The following is a 17,542-nucleotide window of genomic DNA, read 5'->3' as shown; positions in this document are numbered from 1 at the left end:
TCTAATTTTCCGCCGTGACGGCCACGCCGCCCGGCACAAAGCTGACCCGGCCATCGCGGTAGCGCACGAGCACGACCACCTTCGATTCCAGCAATTGACCGTGCTGCACGGCCGGCAAATAAGTCCAGCGCTTGACGCTGTCGAGCAGCACCTTGTTGAGCATCGGCTCCATCGGCAACTCGGCCGCCGCATAGGTCAGGGTGCCGTCGGCCGCGATGGTCAGGGTCAGGCGGTTTTCACCCCTTGCGTGCTTTTCGTCCAGCACGCCATACGCAACCGTCGTCATCGTCTCGCGCTGTACACTGCCGACCTGGTCCCGCAAGGGCGGCAAGGCCTTCAGCCTGGCTGCCAGCAGCGCACCCTCGGCCAGTACCTTGTCCCAGCGTTTCTGGTAAGCGCCCGGCTGCGCCAGACGCAGCACCTTGGCGTTCAGATCCATGCGCTGCGTCATGCGCGCCACGCCATTGTCGGCCGGCTGACCTGGCTCGGCCGGCAAGGCATGCTCCACGGCGTAGCGGTAAGCCGTCAGTTGCGCCAGCGCCACCAGGTTCACCGCATCGGCCTCGTCGCCACCGCGCAGCTGCGCCGCGGCCGCGATGCCGAGCCAGGCCGTGCCATCGGTCGGGTGCGCCCACACGGCTTGCTCGAAGTACTGGCGCGCCGCCTGCGGTTCGTTCAGGCTCAGATGCATGCGGCCCATGGCCGCCGCCACCAGATGGTCGCGCGGGTTCGCTTGCAGCAGGTCAAGATAGGTCGCGACCAGCCCCGGCTGATAGCCGGGCACCCAGCCCAGGCCCTCCAGCAACGAGGCGCGCAGCTGCGCCTGCGTGCGGTCAACGCCGTAGCCGGACGCCTTTTCCTGGCCGGAACGGTACAACAGCTGCAAGCCGCGCGTGACGGCGTCATCGTCGCCCTTGCTGATCGCTTGCGACAGGCTGCGCACGGCCTTGCGCGCATCGGACGGCTGGAAACCGGCCGCCTTGCGCGAGCGCCAGCGAAACACTTCCAGGCCAGCCGCCTGCTCGGCTTGCGCCTGCAAGCTGGCCTTGGCCTTGGCTTCATCGGGCGACGAGGTCCAGGCCGTAAAGCCAATCAGGAACAGCACGATCAGCAGCACCACCACGGCCCAGCCCTTGCCGGAAATGCCGACCGCATTGGCCTGCCCACCGCCTGCAGGCAGCCGGACGGGCGTCTGCCCCGGCGCCGTATGATGCGCGCCGCGCGCGCTGCGCTGCTGCGGCAACGATTGCTGTTGCAACTGCATCTGCTGCGCCTGCACCGAGGCTTGCGCGGCCGCGCCGATGACCTTGTCGCGCGCGCACGCCGCGCAACCCTGGCCCGCGAAATGCTGGTGTTCGGGATTCACGGCACACACGACGAGCTTGCCGCCGCTGCGCTGTGCATAGCCGCGCAGCAGCTGCGCCCAGTCGGCCGCCGATGGCCGTTGCGGTTTGGGGGATGGCGAAAACGCACGGTCGAACATGGCGCGCAGCTCGGGCGGCATCAGCGCGTGGCCGCTGGTGGCGTTCGGCGCCAGCTGCTTGTGGCGTTTTATCCCATACGCATAGCAGCCGTCGCGGATGCGCCCGGGAATATCGGTCGCCACTTGCGCATTGCCGGGCCGCCCGCTGTACGGATGGATGCCAAAGTTGAGCAGCTGGAAGATGACGACGGCCAGCGCAAAACGGTCTTGCGCCATTTCCGTGCCCGCCGGCATGCCCTTGCGCTGGAATTCCGGCGCCAGATAGTCGGCCGTGAATTGCTCCGCAGGAAAGCGCTCCGCATGGCCCTGGATGCTGAAACCGTCGCAATCGAGCATGGCGATGTACAGCGAATCGCGGTAAAAGCGCAGATTCACGGGTTTCAGATCGACCACATAATGCTGCTGCTGGTGCAGCGCATCGATGACGGCGGCCAGGTTGGCGGCCAGGGTCAGCTTGGGACCGAGTCCCGTGGGCAATCCTGCCGCGCGCGCTTGCCGCTCCTGCATGATCTGTTCCAGCTCGGCCGTCTGCGCCATGTCCAGCAAGGGCATGACGAAACCGGCGAAGCCGCCCTGGCCGTCGAACACGGCCGCTTGCGGCCAGGCGATCTGCACGTAGCGCTTGCCGTTTTCCAACTGGTCCGGCAGCTCGGGCGACAATTCCAGCATCGCTTCGAGCTTGCGCCGGTTGGCGGCCCGGTCCAGGTGCGGGTGGTACAGCTTGGCGACCTGCGCCGGCGCGCCCGGCAGCAGATACACGCTGCCCGCGCCGCCGCTTTTAATCAGTTTGCCCAGCACCAGCGTACGGACTTTGTCGAGCCAGATTTTTCCACCCGGACTCAGCCCCGGTGTCACACCTTGCTTCCGGCTCATGCGCGCAAGGCCAGCAACAGGGTCTTGTCGTCGCCCGTGATCTGGTGCGTGCGCGGGTCGGCCAGGGTGGATGCCAGTGCTTCGTTGCCCAGCTCGACGCTGTCGACCGTGCGCAGATAGCCTTGCACGGCATCCATGAAGGGTGCGTACAGGGCCGCATTGTTCTTGCTCATGGCAAAGGGCATGCAGCCATCGGACATCAGCACCACGCCGCGCACGGACTGGGGAATCGGCAACAGGCGCAGCTGTTCGCGCCAGCGCTCGCCGCTGATAAAGTAGGTTTCGTTGGCGTATTCGCCGTTGGCGGGCAGCGAGATCAGTTCGCCCCCATCGCCCAGCTGCGCCACGCCCAGGCCATCGCCCAGGTGGAAGAAGAAGCCGGTATCTTGCCCCATGACCACGCCGACCACCGTGGCGGCGTAGTCGTCGAGGGTAGCGTCGGCGGCGCGGGCAATGTCTTCCAGGGCGGCGCGGATCTGCGCCAGGGTGCCCGCCAGCGCGCCGTCATGCAAATCCTGCACGGTGGCGCCCTGCTCCAGCCGGCCGGCCAGCGCCTGCACGGTGTGCGCGGCAACAAACTGCGCGCCCTGCTCGCTGAGCCGGGCCGAACCGGCGCCATCGCAGACGATGGCCACCAGCACGTCGCCCACGACGGCGTGCGCGTGCGCATCCTGGCAAGGGATGGCTTTATCCAGGTGGGCCTTGCCCGTGACGGAGGCGCCAAACACGCGCCAGGTATTCTGTACTGCGGCCATGGATCAGGTGCTTACGACGGACCAGCCGTCCGTCGAGGCCAGCTGCGCCTGCGCGCCGGGACGCGATTGCGACACCACCTGCATGCTGGCGCTCAGCCACAGGAACAGTTCGCGGAACTGCAAGCCCTTCAGCTGCTTGACGCCCCGCTCGCCCCGGCTGGAAAACTGCCCCAGGGAATCGATATTCGCGTTGTCGCCCACGGCGATGGGGAAGATCGCCACCTTATTGGCTTGCTCGGCCGCGCGCGCCTGTTCGGCGCCGTGCTGCCAGCGGTCCGTCGGCTCGCCGTCCGACATCAAGAACAGCCACGGCCGCGTGTACGCCACGCCTGCCTGGCGGAAACGCTGTTTTTCCTGCTCGATCTCGGCCAGCGCCAGTTCGACGGCCGCGCCGGTCGGCGTGGTGCCGTTCGCTTCCAACTGGGGCGCCGTGAAATCCATGGCGTCGCACCAGTTGCTGGCCACCACGGCTTCATCGTGCGCGCCATATTGAATCACGAGGATGCGCACGCGCTTGGCGGCGATCACGTCGGACTTGAGTTCCTGTTCCAGCAAGGCCAGGCCTTCGTTGAGCAGCGAGACGGGTTCACCAGCCATGCTGCCGGAGCAGTCCAGCACGAGCACCAGCGGGGTGCGTTGTTCTGTATTGTCGACCAGGGCGACGTCGGGGATCATTATGGAAGTCATGTATTTTTAATAGAGTTGCGAAATAGCTTAGGGCCGAAGCTTACCCTATGGATATGTTTTCCATGCGTCCGATTGCTTCGGATGTCACCATGCGGTATCAAACACCTGATAAAACCGCTAAGTAATCCTCAGGAAATTATTGTGAATTTATGACGAACAGAACCGGATGCTATGCAAGGCGTCCGTTGCGACGCAGTGCGAGCACTGCTAGCAGCGGGCAACACCGCAGAGCGCCGGTTATGGAAGCCAGAAATCACAATAATTTATTGGGGGTTACTTGGCTTGCAATGAAAATAACAAGCTCGTACACTGCGCCATTCTGCCCCGACTCTGGCGGCCATCCATCTACTGACGTTTTGGAAAGAAAGTAATGCAACCGCACCCTGAAATGGACTATGTCGGCTTTTGGCCGCGCGTTGGCGCGACGTTGATCGACACCTTGCTCTTGCTGATTTTCATCATACCGATGTTGATAGCCATCTATGGCGAAAGCTACTTTTTGACCGATTCCTTTTTCCGTGGCCCGGCCCACTTCATGATTTCATGTGTCATGCCGCCACTGATTCAACTGGCGTTTTGGATTGCCCTGTCTACAACGCCTGGCAAGATGGCCATCGGCGCGATCATTGTCGATGCGAAGACGGGCGGCAAACCGTCTGCCAGCCAGTGTGTCAAACGCTGCCTCAATGCTTACCTGTCGGCGCTACCGTTTTACCTGGGATTTCTTTGGGTCGCCAGGGACCCGCGCAAGCAGGGATGGCACGACAAGATCGCTGGTACGGCTGTGATACGGCGCAAGACCACGGCAGTGCCGGCCGCCCTGCAATAAGCAATCTGGATGATGATACCGATCGCCAGCCTGGAAGAACTTGAAGAATTCCTTGGAGAAAAGCTGGACCAGTTCGCTTCTGGGCCGCCAATCGCGCATCCCGGGCTGCGCCTGTCGCAGGTGTGCAAGCAGGTGGTGCTGGATATCCGCAACGGCAACGCCACTGCCGTGCGCGTCGCCTGTCGGGTAATCACAGAAGACCTTGGCATGCCCTTCGGGAAGCTGATCAAGAGTGCTTTCGCCAGGGCGCTAAGGCGAAGTGCCGATCTCCTGTCCGAGGTGCAACGGCGTGGCTTGACAGCGAAAACCGTTGCGTTGCTGGAACTCGAATTCTGTCCGCGAGAAACAGAAGATTATTGCAAGTTAATCAAAAAATTTGACCCGACAGAGCTGCTCGCCCGGCTCGATAACGTGCGGGCCACAGATGCGAAATCGCGCATGCTCCTGCAAAGCCTGATTGCCGACGGAGCGCGACGGACAGCCGCAAGCTAGCGGCACTATTCCCAGATGATTTCCAGGGGCACGCCCGGCTCCATCTCCGCCTCCTTGCCGGAAAGCGGATATTTTCGATGCCCCAGCGAGTATTTGGTCACGAAGACCTTGTAGCCGCCACCGTGAAGAAAATGCACGACGAAGCGGCCAGCATCGGCGGGAGCATACGGGGGAACCGCCACCGTTTGCTCCACGCGGACGTCCTCGCCGTTTTTTACCGTATGCATGGCGACGGCCGCCGTCATCCCCGGCTTCCATCGCGCCGGTATCGAAAGGCAGCAAGTCTCTCCCCCTCCGCCCTCGCCGGGAGCAAGATACCCGGCCTCCGCCGACGAGCCATCGGCCAGTGTCACGGTATAACTGCCGACGCCGTACTCGCCATGGTTGTACGCCGTCAGGCTCACGGTGATTTGTCTTTCGCTCCTCGCACAGCCGGTATTCAAAAGCGACAAGACCATGCACACGAAACAGGCGGCATAGCTATTTTTCGAGAAAAATATCATTTGGCCCTCACAGGGAAGCGCATGTGCATGCCCCTTCTGCCGCGCAGCGTCTTCAGCCCCAGATAATTTCAATCGGGACGCCCCGCTCCAGTTGCGCCTCTTTCCCTGACAGCGGGTATTTTCGATGGCCGAGCAGGTAGCGGGTGACGAACACCTTGTATTTGCCATTGCTCAGAAAATGCACGATGAACATTCCCGCATCGTCAGCCGTGTACTTGGGCACTGGCACGGTTTGTTCCACGCGGATGTCCTTGCCATTCTTGATGGTGTGCATGACGATAGTCGCCGTCATTCCCGCTTGCCACACGCGGGGAAGGGAAAGGCAGCAAGTATGTCCGCCGCCACCCTGGCCAGCATCCAGATAGCCCGCCCCCGCGCTGGCGCCATTCTGCAAGGTCACCTCATAACTTCCCACCCCGTGATCGGTATGGTTGTAGGCGCTTATATTTACGATCAACTCCTTGCTTTCCTTGCCCGTTGCCGCATGTGAAACCGCCATGCAAAGCCACAGGAAACCGACCAGCGCCGGCTTCATCGACCTAAGATTTTTTAGCATAAGATACCCTCAGCAATCACAAATGATGACACCGTCAATTCTGCAATGTTGTCACGGTTCAAAGAATTATTATTTTGCCGCATACGCCTCCCACAACGGCGGCCCCGCCTCCCAGACGGTATTCGGCAAGGCGTGCAGGGCATCGTAAAAGGCGTCCACCGAGGCGGGCGGATTTTTCATCAGGGCCACGAACTGCGGCTGCTCCATTGCCTTGCCCGACGTGTACAGCGCCAGCACCACGTATTGCGACTGCCGGTCGAGGTCGTCGATTCCCGCATCGAGCGCGCGCTGCTGGTATTTGGCGACGAAGGCATTGAGTATGCGCGGCGGCGTGTCATTCGTTTCATCGGTGATCACGCGCCGCAGATGACTGACCAGGTTGGCCGTATCGGCAGGCTTGACCTTGCCCTGCCGCGCTCCGCTGGACGCTGGCGGCACTTTGTCGGCAGCCTGCGCCACGGCGCTGCCGCCCATAAACGCCAGCGTCAGGCACAGTGCCAGCGCCGGGAACGCCGTCAGGTAATGCTTGCTTGGTTGCATAAAAACTTTCGCTAAGTGAATGGCATGCGACTCCCGCCCATGCTCCATGGTTTATATTTTTAACAATTTTTTTTATTGTATCGAGGAATTTTTAATCCGGGAGCACGATTGCATCGGCAGCGCCGCATTGCGGTGGTGCAGCGTTTGTACTATCTTGATAGTTGCCCAGGACAGATGGCAGCGATCCGCCCCTCCTCACGAAGGCGGGGCGGATCGCCGCGCAAGACCGCCCTTACCCAGTTCCGCACCTGCACGCCTGCGGCACACTGATGTCATCAGGATTGGGGACTAGCATGGACACAGGGACAGTCACGGCGGATGTGAGCAAGCTGATCGGCGCCATGTACGACTCGGCCTGCGGCACAGGCGACTGGCCGCAGCTCGACAGCGCCGGCCTGAACGGCCAGCAATGGCAGGAACTCCTGCCGCATCTGCAACGCGCGCTGTTCCTGCAGCAGCGCCTGCGCGAGGCGCGGCTGGCCAGCCACTGCGCGCAGGCGGCGCTCGACGCCATGGGCGCCGCCGTGCTGGTGCTCGACGCCAGCCTCGCGCTGCGCTTCGCCACCCCCGCCGGACACGCACTGCATGCGGCGCAGCTGGAACACGCCGCCCCGCCCGCCCTGGTGCGCGCCGTGCGACTGGTGATCGCCAGCGCCGGTGGCGCGGCGCAATGCCAGTCGCTGCGCCTGGCGCGCAAGCAGCAAGCGCCGCTGGCCGTGACCATCAGCCCGCTCGCCGATTGCCAGCCCAGCTGCGCACTGCTGATCGCGCGCGACCCCACGAAAACGTGCACGTCCGTTCCTGCCTTGCGCCAGCTGTTTGACTTGACGCAAGCCGAGGCGCAAGTGGGCAAGGCGCTGGCGCAAGGGGCCACCATCGAGGAAATCGCCGCGCAGGGCGGCATCAGCGTCAACACCGTCAAGACGCATCTGCACCACACCTATTTGAAGACGGATACGCGGCGCCAGGGCGAGCTGATCGCGTTGATCCACGGCGCGACGGCGCATCTGGCCATCGTCGATGCATGAGGCCGTGTCATCCGATCGGATGATGCGCGGTGCATCTTGCCTGCCTACACTGGCAACACCGGTCGCCCGCGCCTTGCCAGAGTGAAAGCAAGGCATGCGGACCAGCCGGTGTGGTTCCCTGTCACCTATAACAACATCGCCGCGCCGGCAGCGGCCGGCACCAAAGTTCAAGGATGGGTAAAAAAATGAAAACATGGATCTTGGCCGGCACCCTGGGCGTCTGCGCCCTGCTGGCAAATGCGCAAACGCTCCCCGACAGCCAGACCGTCGTCATTCCAGGCGGGCGCCTGCAGACGATCGAACTGCCGGCACACAAGCATTTCATGAGTGCGGAAAGGTTTGCTCCGTTCCGCGGCGGCTATGAGCTGTCGAACGGGCAAGTGCTGTATTTGCGCAATGCGGGCAACATCGGCGCCATGATGTATGCGCGCATCGACGACCAGGAAGAACACCGCATCATCGCCAGCGGCAGCAACAGCTTCGTGGCGCTCGACCAGCAACTGGCCATGCGCATCGACTTGCGCGACGACGGCAGCGTGGGCGGCGAAGTGCTGATGCAGGTACCGGCCGAAAAACTGGCCAGCGGCGCCATCGTGCCCGCCCACGTGCAAAGCATGAGCCTGGCATCGCGCTAAGCCGGCAAGCGGCATTCCACATGGGGTGGCAGCCATGAGCAAACAGTATTCTGTCCAACAGCAAAACGCGCTGACCCAGGCCGCCATCAAGCAGACGGCGGCCTGGGACGACATCAGCGCCGGCTACGACCTGGCCGCACACAAGCGCGGCACTGGCGTGGGCTATGGGGTGTTGTGCAAGAAAGTGCTGCAGGAATTGAATCGCCGCGCGTCCTGGCGGAACGGCTGCCTTCGCATGCTATGATCGCCGTCCAGTTCATGAGACAAATGGCAACGGCACATGCGGCAATCACCCGGCAACAACCCGATCTCGACGCTGCTGCGCGGCATCCTGCGCCTGCTGGCCTGGCCCTTGCTGGCCCTCGTCAGCGCCGCCTGCACCAGCACCACGCGCCATCCTGCCAGCGAGCCCACGCAAGTCATCCTGCGCTTTACCTATGACGACGGCAAGCCGATGCGGCATGACGATTACCTGGCCCAGGCGCGCCAGCAAACGTATATCAAGCACTGCAGCAAGATAGGCAGCACCACTGTCTGCGACGTCGGCTCGGATCCACTCTTCATGGGTGGCGACGCGCCGCTGGACGCCAACGGCGAAGTGCGCGTCACCCTGCACTCGACCGGCCCCATCGGCAACAACCCGACCAGTCTTTGCATCAAGGGCAAAGGCTACGTCTTTGATTCCGGCGACTGGAAACGCGGCCCCTTCAGCCCAGGCCAGGTGATCGAGATCCGCTACAGGATACGCGAAGTGGAAATGACGTGCCCCTGGTCGTCGGGCACGCCGCCGTGGTGGGACAAGGAGTAAATTAGCCAGCCGGGGCCGGCTGGCTAGGCAGTTACTGCAACTCGAACTCCGCAGGAGTCAAGCCCAGCTCGCGCGCGATCTTGCTGGCCACGCGCTGCTCGTTGGCGTCGAAATTGCCGTCCGACGAAGCGACAGCGATAATCATGCGCACCAGCAGGCGCGACGCCTCCACATTCGACTTCATCTTGCCCAGCGCCTGATACGCCTTGGCTTCGCCGATATCCTTGTCGAACTCCAGCTGCCCGACATAGTCCTGGAACGCCTTGATCACGTCCGTGGTGGTAAACACGGACAGCGCATCATTGCTTTCAATAAACTTCACCATCTTCTGCTTCTCTTCCGCACTGACGCTGCCGTCCGCCATGGAAATCAAGGCCGAACCCGCCATCGCGGCATTCAGGAAATCCTTGTTCTTGTACTTCAGTGCCTCGGTTTTCAGTTCGCTGGCTTTGGTCTTCAGTTTGGACAGAAAGGAATCGAAACTCATGGTGGTTCTCCTGGTTGGTTCGAATGAGGCAGCGCTACAGGCTACCATTACCACCCAGATGAGGGCGCGTGGGTGGAATGCAAGCGGCGGGAACAAATCTTGCCTCCAATGAAAGCATAGCCAAACCCAGAGCAAGGGCCGGGGTCAGACCCTAAGGGTCTGACCCCAGTTTCTGCCTTTGGGGTGAAAAACCGCCAACTGCATACAAACGCCCAAAACACCACGAAACCCAATTAATAAGAAAATTATCTTATTTGCAGTTGAAAAATAAGTAACTCCATGGCAGCATGGAATGACATTTTCTTTACTGCAAGGTTGTGATGGACAAGCAATTGCTGTTGATTTGCGCACTGACGTTCATCATCCACATCATCGGCACCCTCGCCTACTCCGTGCGCATCGCCGGTATCCGCACCCGGCGCATCGCCGTGTCGCTGGCCCTGTTCAGCATCCTGATGCTGCTGTCGCGCACCTCGAACTCTTTCCTGGGCCCCTTCCTCGCCAAGCGCGTGGAAACGGGCATCGACCAGCATGTTGCCGCCAGCACCTTATTAGTCGACTTCCGCTGGCTGCTGTTCTCCGCCAGCCTGGCAACCATCCTCGGCGCGATCCTGATCCCCACCTTCCAGCGCGCCTTCTGCCGCGCCGTCGAACACTTCCAGGTGCACAGGTCGGTACCGAAACTGCTGCTCCACGCCGTCTTCAAGGGCGGCCTGTCCTACCTCAAGACTTCCGCCAGTCTGCCCAAGCCCGCCAACGTCACGGGCCTGCGCCAACAATCCGGCGTATCGATTTCCATGACAGCCATGAACGTCATCGCCACGGCCCTGTGGACGGTGGGCGTCTTCGCCGCTCTGTACGCAGGCGTGCTCGACCCCAGCGTGAGAGTCACCTCCAGCACGCTTTCATCGATCATCAACGGCGGCGCCACCATCATGATGGCCGTCTTCATCGACCCGCACATGTCGGGCATGACGGATGACGTCATCGAGGGCAAGATCGAAGAATCGCAATTTAGACGGGCGGTGGTGTGGCTGGTGGGGAGCAGATTAGCGGGAACGCTGATTGCGCAGTTTTTGCTGGTACCGTCGGCGGTGGTGATTGTGGGGGTGGCGAAAAATATATAAATAGAAATTGTTTTTAATTGAAGACTACAAAAGAAAAATTACATAATAAATTATTAATTTATGAAGATCAGGAAACCCAGTGTATAACGAAGAAACCAGAGAATTTGCGAAAAATCAAGAGATAATTATTTCATCGCTTCATTACAGATCATTTAATCAAGACAATGACAAACGGAATGGGCGCGATGAAGATATGCGAGATTATGCGAGAGTTTTATATTCATCTTCTTTTCGTCGACTTCAGGGAAAAATGCAGTTACTTGGCATCGATGCAAGTCGCTTTAACAGAAATCGTTTAACACATAGTTTGGAAGTTGCACAAATTGCACGCAGTATAGCTGTCGATCTAGGTCTAAACAACAGCGTCTTTACAGAAACCTGCTCTTTAATACATGACATGGGAAATCCTCCATTTGGTCACTACGGGGAAAAAATTCTGAATGACCTAAGTTCAGGCTTCGGCGGTTATGAGGGGAACGCACAGGCATTTCGCTTAGTTAGAAAATTGGAAAAGAAACATTATTCTTACGAGGGATTAAATCTTACAATAAGAACATTATTTGGAATAACTAAGTATTTCTACACACAAAAACAAAATAGTAAAAAATTTTTATACCCGGAAGATTATAGCTTTTTGTGTAACGAACTTTCGAAAAATGGAATTCAAATAAAGAAGAGTATCGATGCGCAAATAATGGATTTATCCGATGAAATTGCCTATGCAGCTCATGATCTCGAAGATGCATTAAGCTTCAAGATAATTACCATTGGAGAAATTCTTCATGAATTTAAAATTAGTACTGATTTTAGCTCAGCATATGATGATTTCAAAAAAATAACAGAATATGCCGAAGATGAAGCTCTTAACTCAACGGCACATAACACCTCCGAAGAATATTCGATTGTACTCCGCAAAGAAATCACATCCACCATTGTCAATCTACTCTGTAAAGATATAACAGTAACAGAAAAGAATGGTGTTCAAGAACTAGGATACAGAACGAAAGAAAAACTAGCGGAAGGGTTGAAGAAGTTGCTTTTTAGAGCAATCTTACGTAAAAAAGATGTTCAGCTCTATGAAAAACGTGGCGAAAAGATAATAAAAGGGCTTTATGAAGTTTTAACCGATAAAAAATATAATAAAGGAAACATTTTATTGCCAGCCGAATTGAGGCATATTAAAGATCCACAAGAGCGTTTAGTGATTGATTACATAGCGGGAATGATGGATTCCTACGCTGCCCAAGAGTATGAGAGGTATTTTGGCAAAGGATCTTTGGATAAAATATATTGTCCATAAGAAAAGCCGCTGTCTCCCGACAGCGGCTTTCTCATTCCTGCCCCAGCAGCAGCGCCCTAAACCAAGACGCCGCGCCGAAAATAGATTACCCCACAAACTTCCGCGCATTCCTGAACATGCGCATCCATGGCGAATCCTCGCCCCATGCTTCAGGGTGATACGACTGCTGGACTGACCGGAACACGCGTTCCGCATGCGGCATCAGCACGGTGAAGCGGCCGTCTGGCGTGGTGACGGAGGTGATGCCTTCCGGCGAGCCGTTCGGGTTGTATGGATACGCTTCGGTGGCGGCGCCCTTGTTGTCGACGAAGCGCATGGCTTTGGTGACCTGGGTGATGTCGCCCGTTTGCGAGAAGTCGGCGTAGCCTTCGCCGTGGGCGATGGCGATGCCGGCCTGGGTGCCGGCCATGCCGTTGAAGAAGATCGATGGGGAATCCATCACTTCGACCATGGCAAAGCGGCCTTCGAATTTCTCCGACTTGTTGCGCGTGAATTTAGGCCAGGCGTGGGCGCCAGGGATGATGGATTTCAGGTTGCTCATCATCTGGCAGCCGTTGCAGATACCCAGACCAAAACTGTCCATGCGGTTGAAGAAGCGCGCGAACTGTTCCGCCAGGCTGGCGTTGAACAGAATCGTTTTCGCCCAGCCTTCGCCAGCGCCCAGCACGTCGCCGTACGAGAAACCGCCCACGGCGATGACGCCCTGGAAGTCGTCCAGTTTCACGCGGTCGGCAATCAGGTCACTCATGTGCACGTCGACAGCCGTAAAACCTGCCTGGTGCATGACGTAAGCCGTCTCGATGTGCGAGTTGACGCCCTGCTCGCGCAGGATGGCGACACGCGGACGCACGCCGGTGGCGATGAATGGCGCGGCGATGTTCTCGTTCTGGTCGAACGTGACGATGGGCGACATGCCCGGATCTTGCACGTCCAGCAGGCGGTCGTATTCGGCGTCCGCGCAAGCTGGATTGTCGCGCAGGCGGGCGATGCGCCAGCTCGTTTCGCTCCACAGGCGGTGCAGTTCAGCGCGTGGCTGGGTGTAAATCAGCTTGGCGTCGCGTGTGAATTCGATGACGTCGCGGTCGTTCAATTTGCCGATGATATGGCTGCAGGCGCCCAAATTAAACGTGCGCAGCACGTCCATGACGAGCGACTTTTCTTCCGCGCGCACCTGGATCACGGCGCCCAGCTCTTCGCTGAACAAGGCGCGCAGGGTCAGTTCGTTGCGGCGTTCCGCGACTTGGCCCGTCCAGTTCTTGGCGTCGCCCCAGTCGCTCGAATGCTCGCCTTCCATGGTCAGCATGTCCAGGTTGACGGACATGCCCGTGTGGCCGGCGAAAGCCATTTCCGTCAGGGTGGCGTACAGGCCGCCGTCCGAACGGTCATGGTAGGCCAGCAGCTTGTCGTCGCTGTTCAGCTTTTGGATGGCGGCGAAGAAGCCTTTCAGGTCTTCCGCGCTGTCGACGTCCGGCGTCTCATTGCCCAATTGGCCCATGACTTGCGCCAGCGCGGAAGCGCCCAGGCGGTTCTTGCCGCGGCCCAGGTCGATCAGGATCAATGACGTGTCGCCCTTGTCCGTTTTCAGCTGCGGCGTGAGCGACTTGCGCACATCCGTTACTGGCGCGAACGAAGACACGATCAGCGACACCGGCGACGTGACGGATTTCGCCGCGCCCGTGCTCTCGTCTTTCCACGTCGTGCGCATCGACAGCGAATCCTTGCCGACGGGGATGCTGATGCCCAGCGCCGGGCACAGGTCCATGCCGACGGCTTTGACCGTGTCGTACAGGGCCGCGTCCTGGCCAGGCTGGCCGCAAGCGGCCATCCAATTGGCGGACAATTTGATGTCGCTGATATCGCTGATTGCTGCGGCGGCGATGTTGGTGACGGCTTCGCCCACGGCCATGCGGCCGGAAGCTGCGGCGTCGATAACGGCCAGCGGCGTGCGTTCGCCCATGGCCATCGCTTCGCCCAAGTAGCCTTCAAAGCTCATGGTGGTGACGGCGCAATCGGCCACCGGCACTTGCCATGGTCCCACCATCTGGTCGCGCACGGTCATGCCGCCCACGCTGCGGTCGCCGATGGTGATCAGGAAGGATTTGTCGGCCACGGTCGGCAGCAGCAGCACTTTTTGCGCCACGTCCTTCAAGTCCATGCCCGTCAGGTCGATCGCCGGGAAATCGTTGGCCACGTGGACCACGTCGCGCTGCATCTTCGGCGGCTTGCCCAGCAAGACGTCCATCGGCATGTCGACCGGCTCGTTACCGAGTTCCGGGTCGATCAGTTTCAGTTGACGCTCTTCGGTGGCCACGCCCACGGCGGCGAACAGACAGCGTTCGCGTTCGCACATGGCTTTGAACAGCGGCAGGCTTTCCGGCGCGATGGCCAGAACGTAGCGTTCCTGCGATTCATTGCTCCAGATTTCCTTCGGCGCCATGCCCGATTCTTCCAGCGGCACTTTGCGCAGGTCGAAAATTGCGCCGCGCTTGGCGTCGTTGGTGATTTCCGGGAACGCGTTCGACAAGCCGCCCGCACCCACGTCGTGGATGGAGATGATCGGATTGTCCGCGCCCATTTGCCAGCAGGCGTTGATGACTTCCTGGGCGCGGCGTTCCATTTCCGGATTGCCGCGCTGGACGGAATCGAAGTCCAGGTCGGCCGTGTTGCTGCCGGTGGTCATCGACGAGGCGGCGCTGCCGCCCATGCCGATGCGCATGCCCGGGCCACCGAGCTGCACCAGCAGGCTGCCGACGGGGATGTCGTTCTTGTGCGTGTGCTGCGCCGAGATATTGCCGATGCCGCCAGCGATCATGATCGGCTTGTGGTAACCGAACACGGCGTCTTTGTCGACGCCGACATTCTGTTCATACGTGCGGAAGTAGCCGCCCAATACGGGACGACCGAATTCGTTCGAGAACGCGGCGCCGCCCAAGGGGCCTTCGATCATGATTTGCAGCGGCGACGCGATGCGCTCCGGTTTGCCGTACTGGTCCGCATCCGTACGGCCTGCCAGCGGCGCCGTCACGGAAGCGGCCGTTTCCCAGCTGCGCACGGCGTCCGGCAGCGACAGATTCGATACGGTGAAGCCGGTCAGGCCAGCTTTTGGCTTGGCGCCGCGGCCCGTCGCGCCTTCGTCGCGGATCTCGCCGCCCGCGCCCGTGGAGGCGCCAGGGAATGGAGAAATCGCCGTCGGGTGGTTATGCGTTTCCACCTTCATCAGGGTGTGCGTCAGCTCCGTCGACGCCGCGTATTCGTGCTTGTCGCCGCGCGGGTAGAAGCGCGACACGGTCGCGCCTTCCATGATCGAGGAATTGTCGCTGTAGGCGACGACGGTGCCCTTCGGCTGCAGTTCGTGCGTGTTCTTGATCATGCCGAACAGCGACTTGGGTTGCGCCACGCCGTCGATGGTCCAGTCGGCGTTGAAGATCTTGTGGCGGCAATGCTCGCTGTTCGCCTGCGCGAACATCATCAGTTCCACGTCCGTCGGGTTGCGGCCGGCCTTGGTGAAGGCGGCGTCCAGGTAGTCGATTTCGTCTTCCGACATCGCCAGGCCCAGTTCCGTGTTCGCCGTTTCCAAAGCAAGCTTGCCCTGCCCCAGCAAATCGATCGATTCGAGCGGGCGCGCTTCCAGCGTGCGGAACAGGTCCTTGGCGTCGTCCGCGCTGCGCAGCACGGATTCCGTCATGCGGTCGTGCAACAGGTCGGCCACAGAGTTCAACTGCGCCTCAGTCAATTTACCGGCGCCAATGGCGCTGCCCAGGATGCCCGATTTCAGGTTGATGCGGAAAGCGACGCCGCGTTCGACGCGCTTGATGTGCGCCATGCCGCAGTTGTGCGCGATGTCGGTGGCTTTCGAGGCCCACGGCGAAATCGTGCCGAAACGGGGGATGACGAAGAATTCTTCGGCAGCGCCTTCCGTATTGTCAGCATGGGCCGGCTCGCCGTACGTCAGCAAGGCGCCAAGGCGCGTGCTGTCGTCGCTGGTGAGAGGCGCGCTGGCATCGATGAAATGGACATAGCGTGCTTGTACGGCAACAATCGCAGGCGAGACGGCTTGCAATTGGCTTAACAGACGGTGGCTACGGAAATGGGACAGGGCATTGGAACCCGGCAGTATCAACATGATTGGAAGGTGGTTGATGCAGCGTGGCTGCGGGTTAAAGGTAGGTATGACAATATCTTTCGTACGGCAAATTTCCTTTGCGCGCATTATACCCGTTTTACCCCTGCCTTATGACCGGAACTTGGGGTTTTACCCCCCTTTTGCCACCCTTTTGCCCCGCTTTTGCCCCAAACGGCGGCAGTTTTTGACACGGTAACAACACCGTCAGCCGGCCATCAGGCGATCACGTAGCGGTTCTTGCCCTGCCGCTTGGCCAGGTACAGGGCCTCGTCGGCCAGCCGGTAGCTGTGGCCGAGGTCCTTGCTCCGGTCCAGCTCGGCCACGCCCACGCTGATCGACACGAACTGCGCTGCCAGGAAAGCCTGGCTGACGGCTTCGACCAGGGCGCCGGCAAAGGCGCGCGCGTCTTCCCGGCCGCCCGCGTAGACGATGCCGAATTCCTCGCCGCCCAGGCGCCCGCACAGATGGCCCTGCGCCTTGTCGGCGATGACGGCGGCCGTGCGCACGAGCACTTCGTCGCCCGCGTCGTGTCCCTGCTGGTCGTTGATGATCTTGAAATCGTCGATATCGATCATCAGGAAATGCAGCGTGCCGCCATGGGCCGCGCCATGCATCTGCTGGGCGCGCTGCGTGAACATGCGGCGGTTGTTCAGGCCCGTCAGGCTGTCCTGGAAAGCCAGCCGCGTCAATTCCACCTTGGAGTGATAGTTTCGCAAACGCAATAAACTGAAACTGACATTCAGCGCCAGCCCGAACAGCACGCTGACGGCTATCATCAACGGCGCCCAGGACTGGTCGGGCAAGCCCGCATTGACGGGATACAGGCCGTGGCCCACATTCCACCACACGCCGGCCACCACGGCCAGGTAGCTGAGGCCGCCATTGAAGATGGAGGCGATGGCCAGGGTCATGAAGACGCCCACCGGCAAGACCCAGAAGCTGGCGTGCTGCACGGCGTCGGCCATGGTGCGCAGGCCAAAAGTCAGGGTCAGCACGGCGCAGGCGCCCGTAATGGTCAGCACGGGCAAGGTGGTGCAGCGGTAGCGCACGACCAGGCTCGTCAACATGCCCAGCAAGGCCAGCACGGCATGCGTCTGGTTTGGATGATAGGAATCGGGCATCATCAGCCACGTCAGGCTGAAGGCGATAATGCCCAGCACTTGCGTGACCATGCCGACCCGGTGCAGCTCCGCAAAATACGTATGCTGCTGTTCGCTGTTGCCTCCAAACGCAAGGGGAACGGCAATGCGCCGCAGGGAAGAAAGGTCAGGAACACGCATACGGGTATCGACACCAGAGAGAAGAAGAGCGCCCGG

The 17,542-nt window shown here is 60.1% G+C and carries 17 protein-coding genes; 8 read left to right on the top strand and 9 right to left on the bottom strand.

The window, feature by feature from the left end:
• Position 1: 1 nt before the first annotated feature.
• From P9875_RS15320 to P9875_RS15310, 3 genes are read right to left on the bottom strand one after another with little or no spacing between them, the layout of a single operon-like run.
• Positions 2-2,356, bottom strand: a complete 2,355-nt coding sequence (locus tag P9875_RS15320; RefSeq protein WP_278315794.1) for a hypothetical protein — start codon at positions 2,354-2,356, stop codon at positions 2-4.
• The gene (locus P9875_RS15315) at positions 2,353-3,111 is read right to left on the bottom strand and encodes a PP2C family serine/threonine-protein phosphatase (protein WP_278315793.1); all 759 of its coding nucleotides are present in this window, start codon (positions 3,109-3,111) and stop codon (positions 2,353-2,355) included. The genes P9875_RS15320 and P9875_RS15315 overlap by 4 nt, the downstream gene beginning before the upstream one ends.
• A 3-nt stretch (positions 3,112-3,114) precedes the next feature.
• Positions 3,115-3,798 carry a vWA domain-containing protein gene (locus tag P9875_RS15310; protein ID WP_035818608.1) on the bottom strand — a complete coding sequence of 228 codons (684 nt, stop codon included), beginning with the start codon at positions 3,796-3,798 and terminating at the stop codon, positions 3,115-3,117.
• Between the two features lie 388 nt (positions 3,799-4,186).
• Here P9875_RS15310 and P9875_RS15305 point away from each other — a divergent pair, with 388 nt between their 5' ends.
• Both P9875_RS15305 and P9875_RS15300 read left to right on the top strand, forming a co-directional pair.
• Positions 4,187-4,627: an RDD family protein gene (locus tag P9875_RS15305; RefSeq protein ID WP_278315792.1), complete on the top strand. Its 441-nt coding sequence runs from the start codon at positions 4,187-4,189 to the stop codon at positions 4,625-4,627.
• A 9-nt stretch (positions 4,628-4,636) separates the two neighbouring features.
• Positions 4,637-5,119, top strand: a complete 483-nt coding sequence (locus P9875_RS15300; protein WP_278315791.1) for a hypothetical protein — start codon at positions 4,637-4,639, stop codon at positions 5,117-5,119.
• Between the two features lie 5 nt (positions 5,120-5,124).
• Here the strand turns inward: P9875_RS15300 and P9875_RS15295 are convergent, their stop codons facing one another.
• The 3 genes from P9875_RS15295 to P9875_RS15285 all read right to left on the bottom strand — a co-directional run bounded on the left by P9875_RS15295 (position 5,125) and on the right by P9875_RS15285 (position 6,718).
• Positions 5,125-5,622, bottom strand: a complete 498-nt coding sequence (locus P9875_RS15295; RefSeq protein ID WP_278315790.1) for a DUF3304 domain-containing protein — start codon at positions 5,620-5,622, stop codon at positions 5,125-5,127.
• A 52-nt stretch (positions 5,623-5,674) separates the two neighbouring features.
• Complete coding sequence (locus tag P9875_RS15290) at positions 5,675-6,178, bottom strand: DUF3304 domain-containing protein (RefSeq protein WP_278315789.1); 504 nt, start codon at positions 6,176-6,178, stop codon at positions 5,675-5,677.
• A gap of 69 nt (positions 6,179-6,247) precedes the next feature.
• Entirely contained in the window at positions 6,248-6,718 is a 471-nt protein-coding gene (locus tag P9875_RS15285) for a hypothetical protein (RefSeq protein WP_278315788.1), read from the bottom strand.
• Positions 6,719-7,011: 293 nt separating this feature from the next.
• Between P9875_RS15285 and P9875_RS15280 the strand changes: the two genes are divergently transcribed.
• The 4 genes from P9875_RS15280 to P9875_RS15265 all read left to right on the top strand — a co-directional run bounded on the left by P9875_RS15280 (position 7,012) and on the right by P9875_RS15265 (position 9,189).
• On the top strand, positions 7,012-7,746 hold the full coding sequence (locus P9875_RS15280; protein WP_278315787.1) for a helix-turn-helix transcriptional regulator: 735 nt from the start codon (positions 7,012-7,014) through the stop codon (positions 7,744-7,746).
• A 185-nt stretch (positions 7,747-7,931) separates the two neighbouring features.
• Entirely contained in the window at positions 7,932-8,381 is a 450-nt protein-coding gene (locus P9875_RS15275) for a hypothetical protein (RefSeq protein ID WP_099401837.1), read from the top strand.
• Between the two features lie 34 nt (positions 8,382-8,415).
• Entirely contained in the window at positions 8,416-8,625 is a 210-nt protein-coding gene (locus P9875_RS15270) for a hypothetical protein (protein ID WP_278315786.1), read from the top strand.
• A gap of 36 nt (positions 8,626-8,661) precedes the next feature.
• Positions 8,662-9,189, top strand: a complete 528-nt coding sequence (locus P9875_RS15265) for a hypothetical protein (RefSeq protein WP_278315785.1) — start codon at positions 8,662-8,664, stop codon at positions 9,187-9,189.
• Between the two features lie 31 nt (positions 9,190-9,220).
• Here P9875_RS15265 and P9875_RS15260 read toward each other — a convergent pair whose 3' ends face one another.
• A complete protein-coding gene (locus P9875_RS15260; RefSeq protein WP_100872919.1) occupies positions 9,221-9,676 on the bottom strand; it encodes a tellurite resistance TerB family protein in 456 nt (151 codons plus the stop codon).
• Between the two features lie 320 nt (positions 9,677-9,996).
• Between P9875_RS15260 and P9875_RS15255 the strand changes: the two genes are divergently transcribed.
• Complete coding sequence (locus P9875_RS15255; RefSeq protein WP_278315784.1) at positions 9,997-10,803, top strand: lipid II flippase Amj family protein; 807 nt, start codon at positions 9,997-9,999, stop codon at positions 10,801-10,803.
• 79 nt (positions 10,804-10,882) lie between these two features.
• Positions 10,883-12,103 (top strand): dGTP triphosphohydrolase, encoded by a 1,221-nt coding sequence (gene dgt, locus P9875_RS15250; RefSeq protein WP_278315783.1) that lies wholly within the window; start codon positions 10,883-10,885, stop codon positions 12,101-12,103.
• An 85-nt stretch (positions 12,104-12,188) separates the two neighbouring features.
• Here dgt and purL read toward each other — a convergent pair whose 3' ends face one another.
• Complete coding sequence (purL, locus tag P9875_RS15245; protein ID WP_278315782.1) at positions 12,189-16,226, bottom strand: phosphoribosylformylglycinamidine synthase; 4,038 nt, start codon at positions 16,224-16,226, stop codon at positions 12,189-12,191.
• Between the two features lie 215 nt (positions 16,227-16,441).
• Positions 16,442-17,506, bottom strand: a complete 1,065-nt coding sequence (locus P9875_RS15240) for a GGDEF domain-containing protein (protein WP_278315781.1) — start codon at positions 17,504-17,506, stop codon at positions 16,442-16,444.
• Positions 17,507-17,542: the final 36 nt, after the last annotated feature.

The organism is Janthinobacterium rivuli (genome assembly GCF_029690045.1).
GTDB classification, from domain to species: Bacteria; Pseudomonadota; Gammaproteobacteria; order Burkholderiales; family Burkholderiaceae_D; genus Janthinobacterium; species Janthinobacterium rivuli.
This window is presented reverse-complemented; position numbering and strand designations above follow the sequence as displayed.

What these genes read in the sequence shown, in the direction of transcription:
- P9875_RS15320 (WP_278315794.1), bottom strand. Translation starts at nt 2,356, where the DNA reads ATGAGCCGGAAGCAAGGTGTGACACCGGGGCTGAGTCCGGGTGGAAAA.
- P9875_RS15315 (WP_278315793.1), bottom strand. Translation starts at nt 3,111, where the DNA reads ATGGCCGCAGTACAGAATACCTGGCGCGTGTTTGGCGCCTCCGTCACG.
- P9875_RS15310 (WP_035818608.1), bottom strand. Translation starts at nt 3,798, where the DNA reads ATGACTTCCATAATGATCCCCGACGTCGCCCTGGTCGACAATACAGAA.
- P9875_RS15305 (WP_278315792.1), top strand. Translation starts at nt 4,187, where the DNA reads ATGGACTATGTCGGCTTTTGGCCGCGCGTTGGCGCGACGTTGATCGAC.
- P9875_RS15300 (WP_278315791.1), top strand. Translation starts at nt 4,637, where the DNA reads ATGATGATACCGATCGCCAGCCTGGAAGAACTTGAAGAATTCCTTGGA.
- P9875_RS15295 (WP_278315790.1), bottom strand. Translation starts at nt 5,622, where the DNA reads ATGATATTTTTCTCGAAAAATAGCTATGCCGCCTGTTTCGTGTGCATG.
- P9875_RS15290 (WP_278315789.1), bottom strand. Translation starts at nt 6,178, where the DNA reads ATGCTAAAAAATCTTAGGTCGATGAAGCCGGCGCTGGTCGGTTTCCTG.
- P9875_RS15285 (WP_278315788.1), bottom strand. Translation starts at nt 6,718, where the DNA reads ATGCAACCAAGCAAGCATTACCTGACGGCGTTCCCGGCGCTGGCACTG.
- P9875_RS15280 (WP_278315787.1), top strand. Translation starts at nt 7,012, where the DNA reads ATGGACACAGGGACAGTCACGGCGGATGTGAGCAAGCTGATCGGCGCC.
- P9875_RS15275 (WP_099401837.1), top strand. Translation starts at nt 7,932, where the DNA reads ATGAAAACATGGATCTTGGCCGGCACCCTGGGCGTCTGCGCCCTGCTG.
- P9875_RS15270 (WP_278315786.1), top strand. Translation starts at nt 8,416, where the DNA reads ATGAGCAAACAGTATTCTGTCCAACAGCAAAACGCGCTGACCCAGGCC.
- P9875_RS15265 (WP_278315785.1), top strand. Translation starts at nt 8,662, where the DNA reads ATGCGGCAATCACCCGGCAACAACCCGATCTCGACGCTGCTGCGCGGC.
- P9875_RS15260 (WP_100872919.1), bottom strand. Translation starts at nt 9,676, where the DNA reads ATGAGTTTCGATTCCTTTCTGTCCAAACTGAAGACCAAAGCCAGCGAA.
- P9875_RS15255 (WP_278315784.1), top strand. Translation starts at nt 9,997, where the DNA reads ATGGACAAGCAATTGCTGTTGATTTGCGCACTGACGTTCATCATCCAC.
- purL (WP_278315782.1), bottom strand. Translation starts at nt 16,226, where the DNA reads ATGTTGATACTGCCGGGTTCCAATGCCCTGTCCCATTTCCGTAGCCAC.
- P9875_RS15240 (WP_278315781.1), bottom strand. Translation starts at nt 17,506, where the DNA reads ATGCGTGTTCCTGACCTTTCTTCCCTGCGGCGCATTGCCGTTCCCCTT.